Genomic DNA, 21,634 nt, shown 5'->3' on the forward strand with positions numbered 1-21,634 from the left:
AAATTAACTCAGAAAGGAATTGATTTGTTGCACTTCATATTACAGTTTACAATATTAGAATATTCATTAATAAATCATTTAAACATTGAATAATTTGAACTAATGGGACAACTTTATTTCGATATTCGGTTGTTTTAGCGGTAATTTCAATGCGTTTTTCTGGTGTTAATCCGATGACAAAATCATGATAAGCTTGTACCTCTTCAATAATTTTTTCTTTATTAAATTCTGGTAACTTGATTTTTCCTTCATTATAATCTTTTTCAATTTGATTAATATTTTCTAATTGCGCTTTTAATTTTTCATCTTTTTTTTCAACCGAAAAATCAGTTAAGATAATATCTCGTTGTAAAAATAAACCTAATTGATTTACTAAATTTCAAATTTCTAACGCATCATTAGTGTTATTAATATCTGTGATACATTTATCAAGAGCTGCATCAAGACCTTTAATTTCATCATCATAAATTTTTGTTAATTCCCCAACTTCAACTTTCATCATATTGACAAAAAGTTTATTTAAATCAACGGAACTAGCTTCTTTTGCACTAGTCATAAAATCATTTAAAAACCGTGGTAATGGAATAATCGCATTAAATAACTTGCTTACTTCAATTAAAGTAGTAACTTTTTTCTGATCAATTTCCTCGGGTTTTTTATCTTGAAAATATTCTGTTCTAATATCGTCAAATAATGGCTTTATTTTGGTTTTAACAAAATTAAATAAATCCTCAAAATTAGTTTTAAACTTTGCCCCCGCTAAAAAAGCTTCTATTTTTGGATTTTTTTCGGCCGTGTCTTTTTCATAGTCTGTTTCAAAAAGATTAATATATTTTGTTAAATAATTCATCATCCCTTTTTCAACATCTGCTCAGAAATTATTCTGTTCTGTCATATTTGATCCCTCTATTCTTCTAATAATAATTCGATGGCATATTTCAATTTTATAGTATACAGGAATTCGTTTAATTTGTAAATCATTTAATACTTTTCATTGTAAATTAAACATTTTTTCTTCATCAGGTGGTGTCTGATGATTATAACCTAAAATATGCAACATTCCATGGGTAAATAAAAAAGCAAATTCACGCCGAGGAGAATGGTTATATTCCGCAGCTTGCGCAAGTGCTTTTTCATAACAAATGAAAATATCCCCTAAACTACGTAATCCTGTTAATTTAAATAAATCAACCTTATTCTCCTCTTCTAAGGCAAAGGTAATAACATCAGCAACATAATCTTTTTGCCGATATTGCCGATTAAGTTCCAGTTGCTTTTGCTCATCAACAATAATTAATGATAATTCTAATGGTTCAGTTATTGCTAATGTTGTTTTAATTTTCTGAAAAATGGCATTAAAATCATCTTGATATGGTTTAATATCAAAATTTGTCTCATTGTAAATTACAAAATCATCATTCATTTCCTCACCGGAGCCTTCTATTTTTTTATTATAACAAATTAAATCATTATCTTCAGTAAATAATCTAATGTTGTTTGTTCCCCAAATTCTATTTTGGCTAGTAAATATCACACATTAATCATAAATTGCTGTTTATTGAAAAATAACATAATAATCATTTTCTCATTTAACCTGAGTTATCATCACATGTCATTGGTTTTTGATAAAATATCTTGTTGTTACTTGTTGGTGAACTTGTATGACACTGGTTGCTTGGTGCGGAACAAAAAGATAGTTTAATTCATCCATATTATTTTTACACTTAAGATAGTTTATTGGAAATTATTTGTTTTTAAAATTAGAATCTCTTAATTAAAAAAAATAACTCATTGCAATGAGTTATTTTTTTTCTTTATGTAAAGTGTGTTGATTACATTTTGAACAATATTTGTTAACTTCTAATTTTTCTTGTTGTTTCTTTTTATCACGTTTTGAAATGTAGTTTTCTTCCTTGCATTTTTCACAACGTAAAATTATTCCTTCACGCATTTGCTTATTCCTCTTTTCTGATTAAACATTCTTTTTTCGAATTTTTACAACAAATACATCATAACAAAATAATTTACTTTTGCCAATTATTTTTTCGGTCCTTTCCCCATTTTTTAATTATCTCAGCGGAAAATCCGGATATCAAGGAGGATTTATAATTTACAAACCCCAAGTTAATGTTGTTGCTTATGGGATGGGAAAAGGAAAGACTGAACGAACATATAATACTTTAAATTATATTTTAGATAATGATAAAGGTTCAATTGTTGTTGATGCCGATGGGATTAATGTATTAGATAAGTTGTGTGCACGTACTATTTTAATCCCGCATGCGTTAGAATTATCGCGTTTAATTAATAAAAGTGTTCCATAAATTTTAAGTAATCGGATTAATATTATGAAAGGATTTGCTAATAAATATAAAATTATTGTTGTTTTAAAAGGATACCAGTCAATTATTACCAATGGAAATCTTGTTTATGTTAAATGGGTACAGGTAACCCTTATATGGCAGTAGCGGGAATGGGGGATACTTTAACTGGTTTAATTGCTAATTTAGTCGGCCAAGGTTATTAATTATTTGAATCAGCAATTATTGGAACTTATTTACACGGTTTAGCTGGGGATGAAATAGCCCAGTCATAAAAACCATTTTTACGAACTGATATTATTGACCAAATTGATTTTTTGTTAGCTGAACTAATTGGCAATGATGATAATCTGCAGTTAGAAAAATAGATAATCGATATATTTTTTATTTTTTTAGATTTGATATAATAGATTAACATAAAGGGTGGAGAAAAACGATGCGCCAAATTTTAAAGAGTTATTTAAAATCATATTTTAAAAATTGGATTGAAGCGGGAGGTTTAATTCTTTTTATTATCATTATTATTGCCACAATTGCCGGGATTTTATCGGGCGCATTACAATATAAAATAAAATATAATGATTTAACTTATACTTCGGAAAAATGAGATTACGCTTTAAGAGGCAGGGCAAAAGATTATAAAAATAATTTTTTGAAAGATTATTATTTAAATAATAAATTTGTTAACAAAAATCAACAAGTAATTAATGTTACAGGGACCCCCCAAGCAATTTTAGCGAAAAATAGTGGTTGATGAAGAACCGTTCAAGCTGTTTGTAAGACTCTCCCAAGTATTGAAATGCAAAAAATTTGTCGAACACAACAAATTATTATTAAATTAGACAAAATCGGAACGAGTCGAGGAATTAATCAACAGATTGATGGTATTAATCCAATTGCGTGATGGTATCTTAAACAATATAATTATAATCGGAGTAAGGAACTTACAACGCGCTTATTAAGCCAACAACCTGCGGCTGCTTATAGTGGTGCTGGTTTTTTTGAAACAATCTCGTTTAAACAAGAAACTGGTGAAAATTATACTTTCAATATTACCCCAGCCGTTGTTAAAAATTTAGAAAAGACCGGAAATGTTAATTTTAATCAATTGAAATTATACCAGGGGCGGTTACCACTTGCAGTAGATGAAACAGTTGTTAGTAGTTTATTTGCGAAACAAAATCATTTCCAAATTGGCGATATTTTACCAGTTATTCCCCAACAACCAAAATTTGATTTAAAAATAGTTGGTATTGGGAATAATTTAGATAATTTTGTTAAGCGTACAAATTTAAAAGTAACTAATAATAATGATATTCGAAAATATGGTGTTTTATTTACAACTGCAGAGTTTCAAGCCAGAATTCAAGATGCTAATGTTAGAGGGGAATTAGGAACAATTAAATTGAACCACACCCAAAAAAGTTTAATTAAATTAAATCATCCTAATGCAACTTTAACTTTAAAAGAAAACTTAGGGCAAGCATATATTAATCCGACTGCTACTTTAGTTCCATATGAAGATAATTATATTGCTTTGCAAACGCAAAATATTAACATTCAAATTATTTTATATAGTTCAATTGGGGCTGTTCTCTTATTTTTAGAGTTTCTTTTTATTAATTATACGATGAAAAAAGAAATGAATAAAACGCGTCGTCAAATTGGTATTTTTAAAGCCTTTGGTTATCAATCGGGGGAATTATCGTGAATTTTTTCCACCAAGTTTTTTATGACCATGCTTTTTGGGATTGTGATCGGATATTGCTTTAGTATTCCAATTCAGTTATATGTTAATACCTTATATACAACAGGTTTATTAATTCCATTTAAATTAATTTATGTCTCGTGATGATTTATGTTTATTTTATTTTTTGTTATTCCAATCTTTTTTACAGCGTTATTCTTTTTATTCACCATTAGTTATTTAAAAAAACCAAGTTTAGTTTTAATTAATGTTGGTGGAAAAGTTCATTTTTATGCTTTAATGATTGGAATTAAAAAGATTTTTAGTAAATCAGGATTCTTGTTTCGGATTCAATTAGCTTTTTTCTTAAAAGAGTTTTGAAAATGAATGATTGTAATGTTTATTTTCTTTGTTTCTTACTTAATGTTTATTATTCAATTTAATGCATCGGATATTTTTAGTGATATTGTTCAAGCATTTAGTAATGTTTATCAAAAAGATGTTGACCATCGCTTTCAATTTCCTAATACATTAACAATGGCCACAAGTTATAAAAATCCTAGCGGGGAAGATAAATTACAATTAATCAATACTAATCATTTTCGGGTCTTACCAACTAGTGATGTTGAACAAACACAAGTTGTTTCATTAACTAAATTTAACGAATTAGCAACTGCGATTCATCATGAACCAGCAAATATTAAATTATGAGAAGAACTTGCTGTTTATCAACCAATTTATAAGTCAGTTTATTTAACTGATTTAATTCAAGTTTTCAAAGATTTAATAAATCTAAATCCTAGTAAGATAAAAATCCCCACTTGGGCAAAAAATATTCTTAATTTAAGTAGTTTGATTGACCAAACGAAAGTTAAAACGGTTGTTAGTTTTAATACCTTATATTATCATCCGCAAACAGAATTACCAATTCTTAATTTATCAGTAACCCCTAGCAATCGGGAGACAGCAGTAATTAGTGATCTTAGTTTGTGGGGAATTGAACCGCAAACTTGAAGTAAGTTTTATCAAATTGAAGGTGTTGACCCCATGGTTATTAAGAATTTATTTGCGGCACCCTTAACGAGAACAAACATCCCGGCCATTATTTCAGAAAAAATAGCAAAGTTAAATAATTTAGGGATTGGTGATTCGTTTGAACTTACGGTTAAAAATGCGGCAACTTCTTATAATTTAACAATTATTGTGCAAGAAATTAATAAAAATGATACCACACGGAGTAATGTTTTTATTAATACCGCTAACATTCGGTTCCTGTTTTGTAACATTGAAGGAAAGCCAGTGGAAGATTTATATAATGGGGTAATTTCAAAAGAAAAAATGATTTATGATAAGATTAACCCGAAAGATTTGTTAACCGGAAAACAAAATTATAAAATTACCTTACAAAATTTAACAATTAATATTTTTAATTATGATATTACGGATAATTTAGAAAATATTTTTCTAACCTTAACTAGTGATGGCAGTGATATTGGTGTTTTTACTAGTCCAGATAATGCTGAATTAATTACCTTGCAAAAATTATTAGCAAACGCCGGACTGGGAATGCTAAATGATTCATTATTAATTTTACAAATGTTAAACGGGATTATTATTTTTATCATTTTAGCAGTTATTACTTTGTCAGTGATTGATGAAGCTAGCCAAATTATTTTAACAATGTGAGCATTAGGATATAAACCATGCCAAGTAAACTTTATTGTTATTGGTAATTATGTGCTGGGGGTTTTATTTACTTTTGTTCTAGCTTATATTATCTCCTTATTAATTTGGCATTTTGCAATTAATATTATTTTACAGCAGTTTAAGTTTGTAATTAATTTACCATTAAATTGACAAACACCCGTGAAAGTTGGTGTGATTATTAATCTTATTTTAGTGTTATCATGATTTTTATCAATGTATTTAGTAAAAAAACAAAAACTAAATGAATTAACGGAGTAAAATAGGTTATAATAAGGTTATAAAATTTTAAATTAAATCGTTGATTTAGGAATAGTAATTAATATGCTTATCGTCAGAGAAGAGGTTATGGATGGTGCAAATAACTGGTGAGATATTAAGGAATTTATCTGAGGAGAGCTGCTAATCCCAGCCGGATTATTGAATGTAAATGATTCGTTAAGAAGGAATTAAAACTAATTTATTAGTAAAAAGGATGGTACCGTAAGAAATTGCTCCTTGTTTATATTTTTTTAATATAGGCAAGGATTTTTCTAACTTAATTAAAATTAAACAAGAAAGGATAAACTGATGGAAAAGGAATTAAAATTATTATTTACGCAAGCAACTAAAAAAATTACTGCGGCAAAAACAGTGGCCGAGCTTAATGCACTTCAATTAGAATATTTAGGGAAAAAATCAGTGTTAAATGATTTATTAAAAAAATTGAAGGATTTAAGCCATGAAGAACGGTTAATAGTTGGCCAAAAAGCAAATAAAATTAAGGCGGAATTAACTAATTTATGCCAAGATAAAAAAGTTGAATTGGAAGATGCATTGTTAATGACAGCCATTGAACAAGAGAAAATTGATTTATCATTGTCAGAGTATAATTTAACGTTAGCAACAAAGCATCCATTAAATCAAGTTATTGATGAGATTTCACAATTATTTCAAGAATTAGGATATGATATTGTGTTTGGAACGGAAGTTGATGATGATGAATATAATTTTCAACGTTTAAATTTACCATTAGGACATCCCGCTCGTGATATGCAAGATACATTTTATTTAACAAAAAATACCTTATTACGAACACATTGTACCAATATGACAGCGCGCACAATTTCCCAAATGAAAAATAACAAAGAAATTATTGCAATGATTTCAGCAGGAAATACTTATCGTCGCGATGATGATGACGCTACACATTCACATCAATTTATGCAAATTGATGGGTTTTTAATTGCCTCCAACATTACCTTTGCAAATTTAAAATGAACAATTCAATACTTTTGTCAAAGAATGTTTAGTGAAAAAACACAAACTCGGTTACGACCAAGTTTTTTCCCGTTTACCGAACCATCAGTCGAAGTTGATGTAACATGTGTTAATTGTCAAGGCGAAGGTTGTTCAATTTGTAAACAAACGGGATGAATTGAAATTATGGGGGCCGGAATGATTAATCCGCTTATTTATAAAGCATGTGGTCAAGATCCAACCTTAACGGGGTTTGCCTTTGGGATTGGGATTGAACGGATTGCAATGTTAAAATATGGAATTGATGATATTCGTCGTTTTTATACGAATGATGTTCGTTTTTTAGAACAATTTAAGAAATTTGATTAGGATGTGTTAAAGATGATTATTACAAGAAAATGATTAGATAAATATATTGATTTTACAGATATTAGTAATGACGATATTGTGGCTGCTTTAAATAGTTTGGGGTTTGAAGTTGAACGTACACATAATTTTGATCATAATCGCGATGTTGTTTGTGGACGGGTACAATTTATCAATGAAATTCTCGATACGCATTTAAAGTTTTGTTTAGTTGATACAGGGCAAGAATTAGTTGATCCAATTGTTTGCGGAGCTAGTAATCCTGTGGAAAATGGGTATGTTATTGTTGCCCGTCCAGGAACAGTTTTAGCGGATGGCACTAAAATTGCCAAACGACAAATTAAAGGATATGCGTCAGAAGGAATGATGTGTTCTTTAAGCGAGCTGGGAATTCCCGAGAAATATTTAACAGCGGTCGAAAAAGATGAAATTATTTTAACTTTTAATGAGAAAGAAGTTTCTTATGATATGATTGGTGCCGAAGATATTTTACCGAAAATTGGGTTAACCGATTATTTATTTGATATTGATTTAACATTGAATCGCAGTGATTGTTTAAGTGCTTATGAATTAGCCCGGGAATTAGCGCGTTATTTTAAACGAGAATTATTTCCATTAGAATTAGAATCAACGGAAAATTTAAAGGAATATCAAAACCCCTTGCAAGTTGGCATTAAGACTACGGCTGTTGAATCAGCAATTAGTGCCAATGTGAAGTTAACACCTGAAAAAAATCCGTTAAAATTAGCCGATCGAATTTGATTAAAAATTAATGAATATCAATCAGACAGTACTGATCCATTTGGCGATCTAGCAATTAAAACAACGATTGAAACCGGACAACCATTATTATTATATGATTTTAATAAAATTAAGGGTTCTTTAAAAATTACGGATGATTATGAAAATAAGGCTTTTAATATTAAAAAAGGGGATTTAGTTGTTATTGACAATAACGAATTTGTGGAATTAATTGGGGTTCGGGTAAATCCGGCTTATGCTATTACTTCAACAACAGCAGAAATAACTGTGTTAGCTTTACATTTAAATCATATTCTAATGCGTCAGCAACAACGAAAAGTTGGAATTAGTAATATTAATTTACAACGTTATATTAAGCCCCTTAGTTATGCAACGGTTGGATTAGGATTATCGCGTTATTTATATTTATTAAAGATTAATGGTTTTTTAGCGGAATTATCAGTTTTAAATTTTATTAAAAAGTATAAGAAAACTGTTGAGCCAATTCGGATTACATTAAATGAAATTAACCAGACAATTGGGCATCCTTTTAGTTTATTAGAAGTTAAAGCTTTGTTAGAACCATTAGCATTTCATTTTAAAAAGGCCGCGGAAATTTTACTTGTGATTCCACCAGTCATGCGCACGGATATTTTTCAAAAGGCTGATATAATTGAAGAAATTGCGCGTTTATTTGGTTATAACAATATTGTTTCAGAACCACCAGTCTTATCAAGCTTGGCCAAAGCAAATCGCCCAGCGGAGAAAACAATCAATAATTTTGAAACTTTCTTATTAAATAATGGCTTTTATCAAGCAAAAACATATGCTTTAGTTAAACAACAAGAAATTAAGGACTTTAACTTTTTTAATTATCAAAAGCCATATCAATTATTATCACCATTATCCGAAGAACATGAAGTAATGCGGCTAAGTTTAACAAATAGTTTACTAAATAGTGTGGTGTATAATAATGCACGAAATAATAAAAATATTAAATTATTTACAGTTGAAAAGATTTATGCTAATGGGGGAGAAAGTTATTATCATGGGGCTTTTGTCAGTCAAACGGAAATTATTGAAAATAAAGTAACAGGTAATAAACTAGCTAATTCATATTACTATGTTAAAAGTTTGTTGGAAGCTTATTTGCAAAGTGAACAAATTGATATTAATGAATTATCATATCAAGCGGCTCCCAAAAATAAAGTTTATCATCCTTATCAAACAAGTCAGGTTTTATTAGGGAAGCAATTATTAGCCGTAATTGGGGTCGTTCACCCCGCTTATCAGAATGCCGTTGATTTAAAAGGGGCCACTTATTTTGGTGAAATTAACTTCGAAGTAATTTTTAATCATTCGAATAAAAAACAAACATTTTTTACGCCACTTTCAAAATTTAGTGCAAGTAGTCGCGATATTTCAATTTGAGTACCAACAACGGTAAGCTATGAGCAAATTAAAAAGAAAATTTTAGCTGGGGTAAAAAATGTTGTTAAGATGGAAGTTATTGATCAATATTTTGATCCGAAATTAAAAGCTGGCCATAGTGCTTTAACAATTAGTTTTACTTTTAATGATATGACAAAGCAATTAACAGAAGCAGAAATTAATAAACAATTTGAACAAATTAAAAATAATTTAACAAAATTAGAATTATCAATTCGTTAAAAATAAAATTTATTGAGAATTAAGTTAAACTAGAACAAGGAGAACTTAATTTTTTTGTATACTGTAAAATTAAATCATAAAAAGTTAATAAAATTATAACAAGGCGTCCTGTGCGATGAATCGGCAAAAAACAATCTCACAATAATTGTTTTTTGCCGATTCATCGCACAGGACGCCTTGTTCCATTTTTCTTTTTAAATAATTCATTATCTTTTAATTTTTCCAAATTTACTCTTTCATTAAAATCTAATCTTTCATATTTTCATACTTTACCTCCTAAAATATTTAAAATGTTATAATTTATGTGCAATAATTATAACATTTTAAATATTTTAGGAGCAATCGGATTAAAAGCAACAAGTACAACATCATTAATTAGTTGCGAAAAACCAAATAATAGTGAAAACAGCGAGTAATAAACCAGAAACCAAGCCACAACAACCACCAGTTGGAAGTAATTGAAAGTTAATTGAAGATTGTAAATTACGCGGGATAATTTATTCTTTACTTTTTAATTTCAATATCATTTGCAATCTTATTGACAGTATTAATAACAATATCTTTACCATACTTTTTCACTAACGACCGCAAAATTAAATATTGCTTTATTTGCATAATTTCAACCTCCTATAATTAACTTAAAAAGTTAACTAAATTAATAGTTAACTTTTTATGATTTGGTATTTACAATTTATACTGCTAAAAGAGATTGAATAAAAAAATAATCTTACGGTTATTTTTTTAAATTTGAAACATGTTTTTTTAAATTATAGAATGTTTTAATTCCATCATATTCGGCTACTGTTCCTAATTCATCTTCAATTGCTAATAAACGATTATATTTGGCAATACGGTCACTTCTTGACATACTTCCTGTCTTAATTTGACCAGTATTTAAAGCAACAGCTAAGTCAGCGATTGTTGAGTCTTCTGTTTCTCCTGAACGGTGTGAAACAACAGCTGTTCAACCAGCTTTTTGTGCTAATTGAATTGTATCAATTGTTTCGGTAACTGTCCCAATTTGGTTTAATTTAATTAAAACTGAATTCGCTGCATTATGTGCAATTCCTTCTGCCGTAATTTTTGGATTTGTTACAAATAAGTCATCACCAACAATTTGGATTTTATGCCCCATTGTTTTAACTTGTAATTCAAAACCAGCTCAATCATTTTCTGCTAAACCATCTTCAATTGAAATAATTGGATATTTATCAACTAATTTGTCTAAATATTTAATTAATTCTTCTGTTGTCATTGCATAGTCTTTACCTGTAACTTTTTCAATTTTCTTAAAGTGATATTTTTTATCTTCAAAGTATAATTCTGATGAAGCACAATCCATTGCGATCATAACCCCATCTTCTCCTGCTTTATATCCCGCTGTTTTAATCGCTTCAACAATTAAGTCTAATGCAACTTCAGCTGGAGTTTTTGCTTGGAATGATGCTAAAGTTTGGTCTTTATATGCTCAATTAAAATGCGGAGCAAACCCACCTTCATCGCCAACGGCAGTAATATCTCCTTTATCATGTAAGATTTTCTTTAAAGTATGGAAAATTTCTGATGATCATCTTAAAGCTTCTTTAAATGTTTCAGCTCCAACAGGCATAATCATAAATTCTTGGAAATCAATTGCACTATCAGCATGTTCTCCTCCATTAATAATATTTAACATTGGAACTGGTAGTTTTTTCCCATTAGAACCGCCCAAGTATCGATATAATGGCATTTCTAATTCGCAAGCAGAAGCTTTGGCAACAGCCATTGATACTCCTAACATTGCATTAGCTCCTAAATTTTTCTTAAATTCAGTTCCATCTAAGGCAATCATGGCATGGTCAATTGCAACTTGATTTGTTGCTTCCATTCCAAATAGTAATTCGGCAATTTTTGTATTAACATTCTCAACTGCTTTTAAAACACCTTTACCTTGATAACGGCCTTTGTCACCGTCTCGTAATTCTAATGCTTCACGGCTTCCTGTTGAAGCTCCTGATGGAATCATCGCTGAACCATATCCACCAAATTCTGTTCAAGCTTCAACTTGAACAGTTGGATTTCCTCGTGAATCAATTACTTCACGAGCATTAATTTTCTCTATTCTCGACATAATTTTGTACTCTCCTTCTAAGTGTATATTATTATTATATTATTTGTTCAAAAAATAGTAAACAAAATCTTCTGAAAATCAAATAAAAAATGCCACTTTTATTGCTTTTCTTTTGTAATAACTAATATTGGTCGCATGGAAAAAAGTAGGGTTTTAAAAAAATCAGAAATTGAATAAGAATAATAAACCATTTACTAAAATGGTTTATTTATTTATAAAACCATAATTATAGATTAATTTAATTGAAACAGAGAAAAGACAGCATCTTATTTATATAATAAAAAACTTTATAATAACTTTTGATGCCCTCTTTAAGTTGTTTGTGCATTTATTAAATATATTAGAAATCTTTAAACAAAATATACCTGTTTTTTCTCCTAATTTAAGATGTTGTCTTTTCTCTGTTCCCGTTATATTAATCTCTATTGGCACACTTAATTATTTATTAAAAAAATTAATATTTAATATACAATCTTTGAAAACTTAATAGTATTTTTCAGTGTGCCAATTTTTACTATTTTGCATATTTTCGGTGTATCAAAATTTATTTTTACTATATATTTAATATATTTATTTAAAAGACAGAGAGATAAAGAGATAAAAAAAGAAAGTATTAATATTTCTCTCACTCTCTCATAAATAATTAGTTAATAACAAAATTAATATATTTGTTAATAAATAAATTATAGTAAAAGTAAGTAAAAAAGTATTAATAATAATTTATTTCAATCTCTATCATAAACAAACAATATAAATATATTAAATTAAATATTTTTGATAAACATATTGGCGTCCTGTACGATGAACCGGCAAAAAACAATTCTTGTGAGATTGTTTTTTTTATTTTTCTATTAAAAAAATAAATTTATTTGCATTATTCATCGGATAGTATCTTTAAATTTAGAACTTTTATCATAAAAAGATTAAATTCTGTTTTCCCTACACAAAATAAACGATATTTTATAAATCCTTTCAATAAAGGTATTATCCGATGAATAATGCAACGCTTAAAACTTAATATTTTGATGCTTAAAGATGGATAACTCATCTATGGCACGAAGCCTTAAAGAAAGTATGAAAGCGATTGGATTTACTCTCCTATTTATTTCTTTAATTATCGGCAAGATTAATCACTTGCGAAATGTCAGAGCGCGTGTTTTTTGGTTTGTTTTCATAAAAAAAGAGTGCTGTTAAACCGAAAAAAAACAATATCGGACACTAAAAAAACAAGAGGGTTGGAACTCCAAAAGGTTATTTTCTTTATATAAAGTTGTGTAGGGATGGATGAAGCGTAATTAATAACTGGGTAAACTGTTTTTTTTTATTTCCGTATGGGGATAAACTCTATCAAAATATCCTATCCGCCCCCGTTCACCTTCAAAGTGAAGCGGGCGGCGAAGTAATTAAATACTAAAATAAATTATTTAATAAATATCAAAATATTAACCAATAAAGGAATATTATGTTTTTTTACAGAAAAGAAAATATTTGATGAAAAAATGAAATAAAAAAATTAAAAATAAATTACAAGAATTAATGATACGAGCTTATCTGGTAACAGTAAATGATATTAATGATGAAATTTTAGTAACAAATAAAAAGAATTAAGGAATATAGATAAAATGCCAGAATATAAAAGTTTATATATTAATAAAACTTGAAATGAAATAACAACATCATTTGATTGAGTTAATTGTCAACCTATTAATTGTCGTATTTCACATCATAAAAAGCATTATGATTTGCAATGTTTAGAATGAGCCAAAATGTACTTAAATTTATTTAAAGACAAGTGAGATGTTATTGCTTCTTATATGCAACATTACAAAATTAACGATATTTTAGATTTAGCTTCCGATGGATGAAAAATATTACAAATTGACAAAAAAATAAAACAAATAAATTAAAATATATTATTGCAATTGACCCAGCTGGAATTGGACAAACTGGTATTATTATTTATAATGTTTTGCAAAAGAAAATAATTAATAATATTACTTTTAATTCCAAAAATGAAGAAGAAGCAATAAATAATATCTATTTAATATTAAACAATTTTCAAAAGCAAACTTGTTATTATTTAAATAAAGTTCTTGTAATAATTGAAGATTATCAACTGCATAAGGGATTAAAAATAAAAAACCCACTATCTACTCCTAAATTCATCGGTGGTTTAAAGGTTTTATGTAAATATCTATTTAATTTAAAATATGTTTTACAATCACCAGTCATTAAGAAAAATTATATTTATAAAGGAAATATTAAAATGACAGAGCATGAACACGATTCATGAAAACATTTACAATATTTTTTAACAAAAGGAGTTGATAAAAATGGCACAAACAAAAAGTAATTTACCTAAAAAATCAATAACTAATAAACCTAAAATAAAAAATAAAAGAGTTAACAAATTAGAACTAACTGTTAGATTACATGAAAATCCGATTAAAACCAAAATTAAGGCACTGGTTGCTGGGGGCGTTGAAGTTGATGCTTGTTCGGCTAAATGTCAATGAGACGGATTAAATTACTCAACATTATCAGTATATAACCCATCTATTTTAACTGAGTTTTTAAAATTAAAAAAAGATGATGAGATAAAAATTAAAGGCTCAGTATTTAATCAACTAAATTTAAAAACTAAACGATATTTTTTATCTTTTCGAGTTGATAGTTTTGAAATTATACAAAAAGCGATTAGAAAAAGAACAAATACAAATATTAAAAAATAGAAGAAAAAACAATGGCATTAAAAAATGTAAAATATGTTCTTATTGATGAAAATAATGAGTCTATTAAAAATGAAAACGATAGTTTTGATATTAAAACTGCCGAAATTATTTTAGAAAATATTGCTGAAGTTGAAGAATTTAATGCAAGTAATTTAAAAAATAGCAATCATCAAATCAACGAATTACAAACAAAAAACACTGAATTAATTTCACAACTTGAACAACAAACCCTGCAATTAAAACAAATTGAAATTAATAATTTTAATAATTCTTTAACTGATAATGAAGAATTTAAAAATGTCTTATTAAAATCTTATGATATTAATGATGATATTGAAGTAATTAAAACACACCTACAAAGTGTTTATGATGAATTAATTAAAGTACAAACCGTTAATACTGGTGGCGTACCAAAAATAGAAAACAAAGAAAACAATATTTTAGATACAGACAATGTATTTAATAAATAAGAAAGAAGGAGATAATTATGGCACAAAACCCACAAAGAATATTCGGAGATATTGTTAATCAAGCAACAAAAAGAGACCAAGAAACATTTGAGCAATGATATTTACAAACTTATCAACAAAAATTTAGTTGAGAGGCATTATTTGCATGAAAAGAAGCAAATAAATTTGGTTTAACATATAAAAGAAAGAAAAATATTCAATATAATGAAGGTTTAGGAAAAAATGGAAAAGTATTTAATACCGACGATAGTCTTTTAAACTACACTGAAGTAAAATTTGAAGATGGAACAGTTGAATTAGATACCATTTTAACATTTGCTCGTAAATTAGACCCCGTAGAAAGTGATTTTAACCCTAATTTATGGGCTGCTGATATTGAGCAAGCAATGGATACTGAAGTTGCTTATAAACGCAATAAAATTTTAGAAATTATTAATAAAGGAACAGTTACAACTATTCAAGAACAAAAAGCAGATGATACAAATGCTTTACAAATCCATGATGAAATTATGGATAAAATATATGAAAATGGCTTTACCCCATCAGAAACAGTTATATTGGGTTCGACTGATTTTATTCGTGGAATTCGTAATAAATTACAGTTACAACTTGGAGCAAATGACCAAATAAATAGCGTAATTGAAACAAGTGGAGCAATGAAAACTGTTGAAGGAACAACATACTATATGGTTCCTAAAAAATTACCAATTATTAATAAAGATGGTTCAGAAGGAACAATTAATCTATTACCAGAAGATGTTAATGCAATTTCCTTTAAATTTAGCAAAAAATACGACCCGCTTATTTTACGCAAAAAAGACCATACTCCATTAAGGATTGGTGCAGCCGCATTAGGTACTGGAATGGGTAATACTTTGATTATGGAAAGAGTTTTATATTTAGGTGGCGCTGTAGTTGAACCAAAAGGAATTATTAAACATATTGTTGCAAAAATTGATATTAGTAAAATTAATAAATTAGATAAACCAACTATTCATGTTGCAGACCCAACAAAAGCAACACCAGAACAGTTAAAACCACAATTTAAAGATGTTGTTTTAAAAGCAATAAAAGCAGTAGATAATTCTTTAACTGAAAGTGATTTTGATTACTTTATTGAAAGTAAAGGTGAAGATTGACCCATTGATATTACAAATGACAAAACTGTTGAAGTTCAAATTAAAGGTAAAAATAACGCTACTGGTCAAACAAATCCAATTGATGTTAAAATTAAAAATTCTTAATAATAGTACTAAAAAATAGTACTTTTTAGTTTTTAAAATGCCAATTGGAACATCTAAAACTGCTCTTATTTATGCTGTTAAAAAAATACCAACTAGATTGTCTATTCAACAACAAGAAAAAAGTTTTGGTTTACAATTATTAGAATTTTTAGGAATTCAAGTTTTAGCCCTTGGTTTATCAGTTTTAACTGGTGGTGTAGCATCTGCTGTTGGATTAGGTGCGGGATTGTCTAATTTTGCTGCAGCATTTATCTCATTTGGAGTAGAAACAGCAACTGATTTTGCCGTAAATCAAATATACGATAAATTAACATCAGAAGTGACAGCAAAAAGCACGGCCTTAAATTTGTTACCAGCAATTGGTGGTATTGGTAAATTAACGCGTGCTGCTCGCACAACTAGAATTTTAAAATTAGCAAAAGAAACTAAAATACTTGAAAAATTAGGTGTAATAACTGCTAATAACTTAGAAGATATTGTAAAACAAGTTACAGGTAAAAAGGTTTTATCTGATAAATTAATATTTGATTTTACAAAACAGGCTAATAATGAAACTTTATTATATACAATTGGAAAATTAGCCCGAAATGATTTTTATAAAGGTTTTAAAGTTTCTAATTTAAAAACAATTAATAATTTATTAAAAATTGAAAAAAATATTCAAAAAATAAGTCCTAAATTAGTTCAAAAAATACCGCGCGTAAATGAAAAAAATGTTAATAAATGGTTGTCTGAATATAGATTAAATATTGATAAAATAAGCAAAATTAGCACTAATGAGTGATATAAAATTATGACTAATCTTCATAAAAAAGGTGTTGGTAAAAAAAATAGACTGCACCCAAAAAAGTAAGTAAAGAAAAAAAGTCTTTGCTAAACTTTAGAGGAGGTGCATTTTTATATGGCAAGAAAAGGACAAAAATTTAATAAATATACAGCATATTTTCGAAAAATGATAGTACAAGAGGTTAAAAATAATAGTATAAGTTTTATTGCAAAAAAATATCAAATTAATAAAAAAACTGTTGCTTCATGGTATGAAAATTTTAAGAAAGGAATTTTAAACACCAATAAAGGTCCAAAAGAATCATTTGAAAAAAGAGATTTAAACTATTACAAAGTTAGGTATGAATTACTAAAAAGCTTCATGACTTTTACAATTAAATAAAAGAAAAATTGTATCTTTTATCAAAGAAAACATTAATAAATATCCACTAAATTTATTACTTGATATAACAGATTTAAAGCGTAGTTATTGAGATAAATATAAAAATTATTCAAGTAATGGTAAGGATAGCGAATCATTAAAAAATATTGTAAAAGTCTATGAAGAAAATTTAAAACAATTTGATTATCGTCGAATTACCAAATATTTAAAAGAAGATTATGGCATTGTTTATAATGCTAAGAAAGTATTGCGAATTATGAAAGAAAATAATATTCAAGCTGAATATGTAAGGCGTATGCGTAGAAAAATATTAATAAAACAAAATAGAAATAAAAATATAATTAAATATCCTGATTTAGTAAATCGTAATTTTAATGATATTAAAGAAAGATTTTCAATTTTATTTACTGATGTAACTTATTTAATTTGAAATGGTAAAAAACATTATCAATCAACAATACTTGATGGATATACTAAAGAAATTATTGATGTAAAATGATCAAAATTTAATAATAACAAACTTGTAATTGATAATTTAAATGATGCAATTAATAAAATTAAAAAAATAAAAAAAGATTTAAATAAAATAATAATTCATTCAGATCACGGATATCAATATACATCTAAAGATTACAATAGTAAATGTTTAGATAACAAAATTATAATTTCAATGGGTAAAAATTATCATTGTGCAGACAACATTATTATTGAAAGTTTTCATTCATTACTTAAAAAAGGAACAATCCATAATAAAAATTATAAATCTCATAATGAATATATTAATGATGTTAAAAAATGAAATAAATGATATTCAAACCAAAAAGAAAAATATACAATAAATGAAAGTTTGTAAACCTTTTTATTAATACTTACTAAACGGGGTGCAGTCTATTGAAGATGTTATTAAAAAAGATGATACAAAATAAAGGAGTTATATAAAATGGGATTGTTACCAGCCAAAAAGAAATTAAAGAAAAGCTATGATATTGATAGTTATTATCTTAATTTAGCATCAACGATTAGTAATCCTAAAAATGTTACTGTTCAAAAACATAATGATATTTTAGAAAAGAGAATTTGTGAAGATAATGCTAATTTTTTAAATCCGCGTGATTTAGAAATTAGCATTTATAATCCACTTACTAATCAAAAAATAGATACTAAATTAATTAATAACTTTTTAAAAATGCAGGACTTTACTAATAAAAATTGATATAATGAATATAAAATCAATAAATATGGTAAAGGTGCCTATTTTATTTTTGCTAATAATTCAAAACTTAATTTTATTACCATTGATTTTTATAATGACCAATATGACGAATTAGGTAATTTAGTATCTTGTACTTTTGATTATGATCCTTATCTTAAAAATGAACAAAGTGTTTTTATTACTGAAAAATTAGAAATTGATGCTATAACTAAGCAATTAAAAGTTATGCGAAAATTAAAAACAAGATTATACAGTACTATTACCGACTTATATATTGATGATGCAAAATGAAATAACTATACAACCTTACAAAGAGAAGAAATATTACCAATTGATTTTATTCCGATTGAAATTATTCCTAATAACCCTAATTTTGAACCTTCTGCTCGTTATGGTAAACAATTTGCTAGTATTTTAGATATTATTGCTGAAAAGATAATGTTAGACCCATTATTAAATAGTGGTAAATTTACCATTAATACTAATGGCGTGACTGGTGTTATTGACCAAGAAATTAGCAAAATGTTAGCTTCATTTATTGAAAATGACTTGTTATTAGTTGAAGGAGACCCCGATAGTAATTTTCAACCAGTAGACTATATTGCGGGTAATTTTAAAGGTGAACAATTAACTAAAATATATGATTGATTATTAACTAATTACTATAAAATAAATCGTCATCATGTGCCATCTATTGCTAAAGGGGCTCAACAAACCCAAGCAGAAGTTGCGGGAGTTAATATTCAAACAAACGCCTCTTATGAATAAATGATATATATCAGAGAAATTAAATTAACTGAATTTATTATTAAGTTAATTAAATATGACAATGCGATTTTAAATAATAGAACATTTAATATTAAAAATATTGATGAGTTAATTGTTGATGTTCACTTACCAGTAAATGCTACTTTAAACAGACAATTAAAAAACAACGAAACTATTATCAATATGCCTAATGAAAAAGGAGAACAATAATAATGTTAAAACCATCTGAAAAAATGTTAGCACAATTAACAAATGATGAACCAATTGATTATTCAATTGATAGTATCCCTTTAGATTTTGCTAATCAATCGCAGTACAGTGACCCTGATTTAGAACAATTATTTACCGAAGATCGCGCGAGAACCTTATATATTTATAAAATTAATAATCTTGTTAAGACAAAGCAAAAACCAACCTTAAACTACTCGCAAAATAGCGTTAAAATAGGTTTTATTGACAAAGATGAATATATTAAAATAACTGGTTATGAAATTAGTGAATTTAATTTTAAATTACAAATTCAATAAAATACTACAATTCAAGATAATAGCACAAGTTATGTAATGATTGATGAAAAAGATATTTTAATTAATGAGATGTCAAAACAAGACAAAGCATTTTTAGAAACATTAGATTTAAAAATAGTATCTATCAATGAACCGATTAGTGAAAATAACAAAAATGAATGTTATATCATCGAAGAATACAAACGCCCTTATTCGCCATACGGAATTGATATTATTAAATCTATGCACTTAGTTAAAATAACTGATTTTAAGTGAAAAAATCAGAATAGTATTAATTTAGTATTACAAAAATCATTGTCAGAAGATACAGTCTTTACTGGGATTGAAATTAAATATCCTAAAGCAATGTTATTTGGAAATATTAAATGCTGAGGTAATGTCAATGGTGTATATTCTTATCCATCATCAATAGTTCAAAATGCTAGTTTAGTGCCTTTATTATCAATGCCGATTGAAACAAATCCCAGTGTACGAATATTTCAATATTGATTTACCGAAAGTTTTTTTACCATGAAGGATTGCCAAAAACTATATTCAAGGTAAAGATATATTAGATATATTAGATGTTAAAAAATTAAATATTGTTTTGTTAAATTATCTAACATATCGTTATAATTATGACCGTAAATTTCAAGGTGCAAAATACAATGAAAAAGGTAACCCCACTAATAAAGCGGCTGAACTACGTCAAAAATTCGAAGGACAAAAACCCGAAGATGTCATTGATGGTTTATTTGAAAACTGAAAATTAGATAATTTTACTTCTTTAAATGATAATGCTGTCAAAATATTTAAACAAATTATCTATATGTTATCAAATTATACATATAGTAAATACGCAATTAATAAAGGTTATAATGACGATGTTAAATTGTTTTCTCCTTATTATTTTGAATTAATATCTAATCCAAGAGAACTAGAAACTGGGTATTGAGAATTTGAACATTGTAAAGTTAAATTAAATTCATCATATTTTAATTTTACTGGTGGATACATTCCGTCAATTCCAATAAATTATTGAGAAGATGTTTATTCAAATGATAAATCATTCAATAATGTTGATAATAAATATTATTATGTAGTATGGCGTGGTGATAAAAATGCTGGTTGAAAAATTGCTTTATTTAAATTTGAAAATACTAATGTCACAAATATTGATCAGTATGGTAAATACATTATTCAATATAGCGTTAAACAAGGATATAATTCTGGATTAATGTTGGTTGAAAAAAGAAATCCTGGAAATGTATTAATTAAAAGATGAGAAGATGATAATAAACAAGAATATTTTAAGTCTCTTTATCGTTGAAATAATGATAGTGAGCCAAATACACCATTTATCTCACCTAAAACAGGTCGAATTACAGAATTAAATTTAAAAGAAAAAAATAATATAAAAAAAAAGATGATGATATTAAATTAACTGTTAAAAACAAAGATATTTCAGAAAACCATATTTATCAATTAGACTCAAATTATTTTAATTGATTATCTATAACAAATGAATTAGAAACAAACAATATTCCTTCCCTTATTCCAGCAGAAATCAAATTATCTGATGGAGAATATGGTAAATATTTAACTAATTTAATTGTTTCTAACGAAAAAATAGAAGAATATTTAAACTATTTTTCACAATGATATAGATTACTTTATTCTAAAGCAGTTTGAAT

The 21,634-nt window shown here is 27.1% G+C and carries 23 protein-coding genes and 1 pseudogene; 20 read left to right on the forward strand and 4 right to left on the reverse strand.

Annotated elements, in window-relative coordinates; all coding sequences use genetic code 4:
- Positions 1-46: 46 nt before the first annotated feature.
- Together ybeY and rpmG are read right to left on the reverse strand one after the other, a co-directional pair.
- Positions 47-1,534 carry an rRNA maturation RNase YbeY gene (ybeY, locus tag AACK78_RS04290; protein WP_338954605.1) on the reverse strand — a complete coding sequence of 496 codons (1,488 nt, stop codon included), beginning with the start codon at positions 1,532-1,534 and terminating at the stop codon, positions 47-49.
- A gap of 267 nt (positions 1,535-1,801) precedes the next feature.
- Positions 1,802-1,951, reverse strand: a complete 150-nt coding sequence (gene rpmG, locus AACK78_RS04295) for a 50S ribosomal protein L33 (protein WP_338954608.1) — start codon at positions 1,949-1,951, stop codon at positions 1,802-1,804.
- 193 nt (positions 1,952-2,144) lie between these two features.
- Between rpmG and AACK78_RS04300 the strand changes: the two genes are divergently transcribed.
- The 5 genes from AACK78_RS04300 to pheT all read left to right on the forward strand — a co-directional run bounded on the left by AACK78_RS04300 (position 2,145) and on the right by pheT (position 9,729).
- Positions 2,145-2,324, forward strand: coding sequence for an NAD(P)H-hydrate dehydratase (locus tag AACK78_RS04300; RefSeq protein WP_338954610.1), 180 nt, complete (start codon positions 2,145-2,147; stop codon positions 2,322-2,324).
- A gap of 113 nt (positions 2,325-2,437) precedes the next feature.
- Positions 2,438-2,527, forward strand: a complete 90-nt coding sequence (locus tag AACK78_RS04305) for an NAD(P)H-hydrate dehydratase (protein ID WP_338954612.1) — start codon at positions 2,438-2,440, stop codon at positions 2,525-2,527.
- Between the two features lie 230 nt (positions 2,528-2,757).
- The gene (locus tag AACK78_RS04310; protein ID WP_338954614.1) at positions 2,758-5,973 is read left to right on the forward strand and encodes an ABC transporter permease; all 3,216 of its coding nucleotides are present in this window, start codon (positions 2,758-2,760) and stop codon (positions 5,971-5,973) included.
- A 309-nt stretch (positions 5,974-6,282) separates the two neighbouring features.
- On the forward strand, positions 6,283-7,320 hold the full coding sequence (gene pheS, locus AACK78_RS04315; protein ID WP_338954616.1) for a phenylalanine--tRNA ligase subunit alpha: 1,038 nt from the start codon (positions 6,283-6,285) through the stop codon (positions 7,318-7,320).
- A 12-nt stretch (positions 7,321-7,332) separates the two neighbouring features.
- On the forward strand, positions 7,333-9,729 hold the full coding sequence (gene pheT / locus AACK78_RS04320; protein WP_338954618.1) for a phenylalanine--tRNA ligase subunit beta: 2,397 nt from the start codon (positions 7,333-7,335) through the stop codon (positions 9,727-9,729).
- Positions 9,730-9,748: 19 nt separating this feature from the next.
- On the opposite strand, the gene AACK78_RS04325 is transcribed toward pheT, so the two are convergent.
- Positions 9,749-10,039, reverse strand: coding sequence for a hypothetical protein (locus AACK78_RS04325; protein ID WP_338954621.1), 291 nt, complete (start codon positions 10,037-10,039; stop codon positions 9,749-9,751).
- Between AACK78_RS04325 and AACK78_RS04330 the strand changes: the two genes are divergently transcribed.
- Complete coding sequence (locus AACK78_RS04330; RefSeq protein ID WP_338954623.1) at positions 10,032-10,145, forward strand: lipoprotein; 114 nt, start codon at positions 10,032-10,034, stop codon at positions 10,143-10,145. The two genes, AACK78_RS04325 and AACK78_RS04330, sit on opposite strands and share 8 nt — an antisense overlap.
- A 317-nt stretch (positions 10,146-10,462) precedes the next feature.
- Here AACK78_RS04330 and eno read toward each other — a convergent pair whose 3' ends face one another.
- The gene (gene eno, locus AACK78_RS04335) at positions 10,463-11,839 is read right to left on the reverse strand and encodes a phosphopyruvate hydratase (protein ID WP_338954625.1); all 1,377 of its coding nucleotides are present in this window, start codon (positions 11,837-11,839) and stop codon (positions 10,463-10,465) included.
- 1,622 nt (positions 11,840-13,461) lie between these two features.
- Here eno and AACK78_RS04340 point away from each other — a divergent pair.
- The 14 genes and pseudogenes from AACK78_RS04340 (at position 13,462) to AACK78_RS04400 (ending at position 21,384) form a co-directional block, all read left to right on the forward strand.
- Positions 13,462-13,746 (forward strand): hypothetical protein, encoded by a 285-nt coding sequence (locus AACK78_RS04340; protein WP_338954628.1) that lies wholly within the window; start codon positions 13,462-13,464, stop codon positions 13,744-13,746.
- Positions 13,701-14,192: a hypothetical protein gene (locus AACK78_RS04345; protein WP_338954630.1), complete on the forward strand. Its 492-nt coding sequence runs from the start codon at positions 13,701-13,703 to the stop codon at positions 14,190-14,192. The genes AACK78_RS04340 and AACK78_RS04345 overlap by 46 nt, the downstream gene beginning before the upstream one ends.
- Complete coding sequence (locus AACK78_RS04350) at positions 14,173-14,571, forward strand: hypothetical protein (RefSeq protein ID WP_338954632.1); 399 nt, start codon at positions 14,173-14,175, stop codon at positions 14,569-14,571. The genes AACK78_RS04345 and AACK78_RS04350 overlap by 20 nt, the downstream gene beginning before the upstream one ends.
- Positions 14,572-14,582: 11 nt before the next feature.
- Positions 14,583-15,041, forward strand: coding sequence for a hypothetical protein (locus tag AACK78_RS04355; RefSeq protein WP_338954634.1), 459 nt, complete (start codon positions 14,583-14,585; stop codon positions 15,039-15,041).
- 17 nt (positions 15,042-15,058) lie between these two features.
- Positions 15,059-16,285 (forward strand): hypothetical protein, encoded by a 1,227-nt coding sequence (locus tag AACK78_RS04360; protein ID WP_338954636.1) that lies wholly within the window; start codon positions 15,059-15,061, stop codon positions 16,283-16,285.
- A 37-nt stretch (positions 16,286-16,322) separates the two neighbouring features.
- On the forward strand, positions 16,323-17,138 hold the full coding sequence (locus AACK78_RS04365) for a hypothetical protein (protein ID WP_338954638.1): 816 nt from the start codon (positions 16,323-16,325) through the stop codon (positions 17,136-17,138).
- Positions 17,139-17,186: 48 nt separating this feature from the next.
- On the forward strand, positions 17,187-17,453 hold the full coding sequence (locus tag AACK78_RS04370; protein ID WP_338954640.1) for a transposase family protein: 267 nt from the start codon (positions 17,187-17,189) through the stop codon (positions 17,451-17,453).
- A 169-nt stretch (positions 17,454-17,622) separates the two neighbouring features.
- Positions 17,623-17,688 (forward strand): annotated as a pseudogene (locus tag AACK78_RS07600) (hypothetical protein); the annotation flags it as partial.
- A 21-nt stretch (positions 17,689-17,709) separates the two neighbouring features.
- Positions 17,710-18,306, forward strand: coding sequence for a DDE-type integrase/transposase/recombinase (locus tag AACK78_RS04375; RefSeq protein ID WP_338954641.1), 597 nt, complete (start codon positions 17,710-17,712; stop codon positions 18,304-18,306).
- Between the two features lie 87 nt (positions 18,307-18,393).
- Complete coding sequence (locus AACK78_RS04380; protein ID WP_338954644.1) at positions 18,394-19,434, forward strand: hypothetical protein; 1,041 nt, start codon at positions 18,394-18,396, stop codon at positions 19,432-19,434.
- Positions 19,435-19,644 carry a hypothetical protein gene (locus tag AACK78_RS04385; protein WP_338954646.1) on the forward strand — a complete coding sequence of 70 codons (210 nt, stop codon included), beginning with the start codon at positions 19,435-19,437 and terminating at the stop codon, positions 19,642-19,644.
- Between the two features lie 2 nt (positions 19,645-19,646).
- Positions 19,647-19,961 (forward strand): hypothetical protein, encoded by a 315-nt coding sequence (locus tag AACK78_RS04390; protein WP_338954648.1) that lies wholly within the window; start codon positions 19,647-19,649, stop codon positions 19,959-19,961.
- Between the two features lie 36 nt (positions 19,962-19,997).
- Positions 19,998-20,504, forward strand: a complete 507-nt coding sequence (locus tag AACK78_RS04395) for a hypothetical protein (protein WP_338954650.1) — start codon at positions 19,998-20,000, stop codon at positions 20,502-20,504.
- Positions 20,428-21,384 (forward strand): hypothetical protein, encoded by a 957-nt coding sequence (locus AACK78_RS04400; RefSeq protein ID WP_338954653.1) that lies wholly within the window; start codon positions 20,428-20,430, stop codon positions 21,382-21,384. The genes AACK78_RS04395 and AACK78_RS04400 overlap by 77 nt, the downstream gene beginning before the upstream one ends.
- Positions 21,385-21,634: the final 250 nt, after the last annotated feature.

It is taken from the genome of Spiroplasma endosymbiont of Polydrusus cervinus (assembly GCF_964019755.1).
Lineage (GTDB): Bacteria > Bacillota_I > Bacilli_A > Mycoplasmatales > Mycoplasmataceae > Spiroplasma.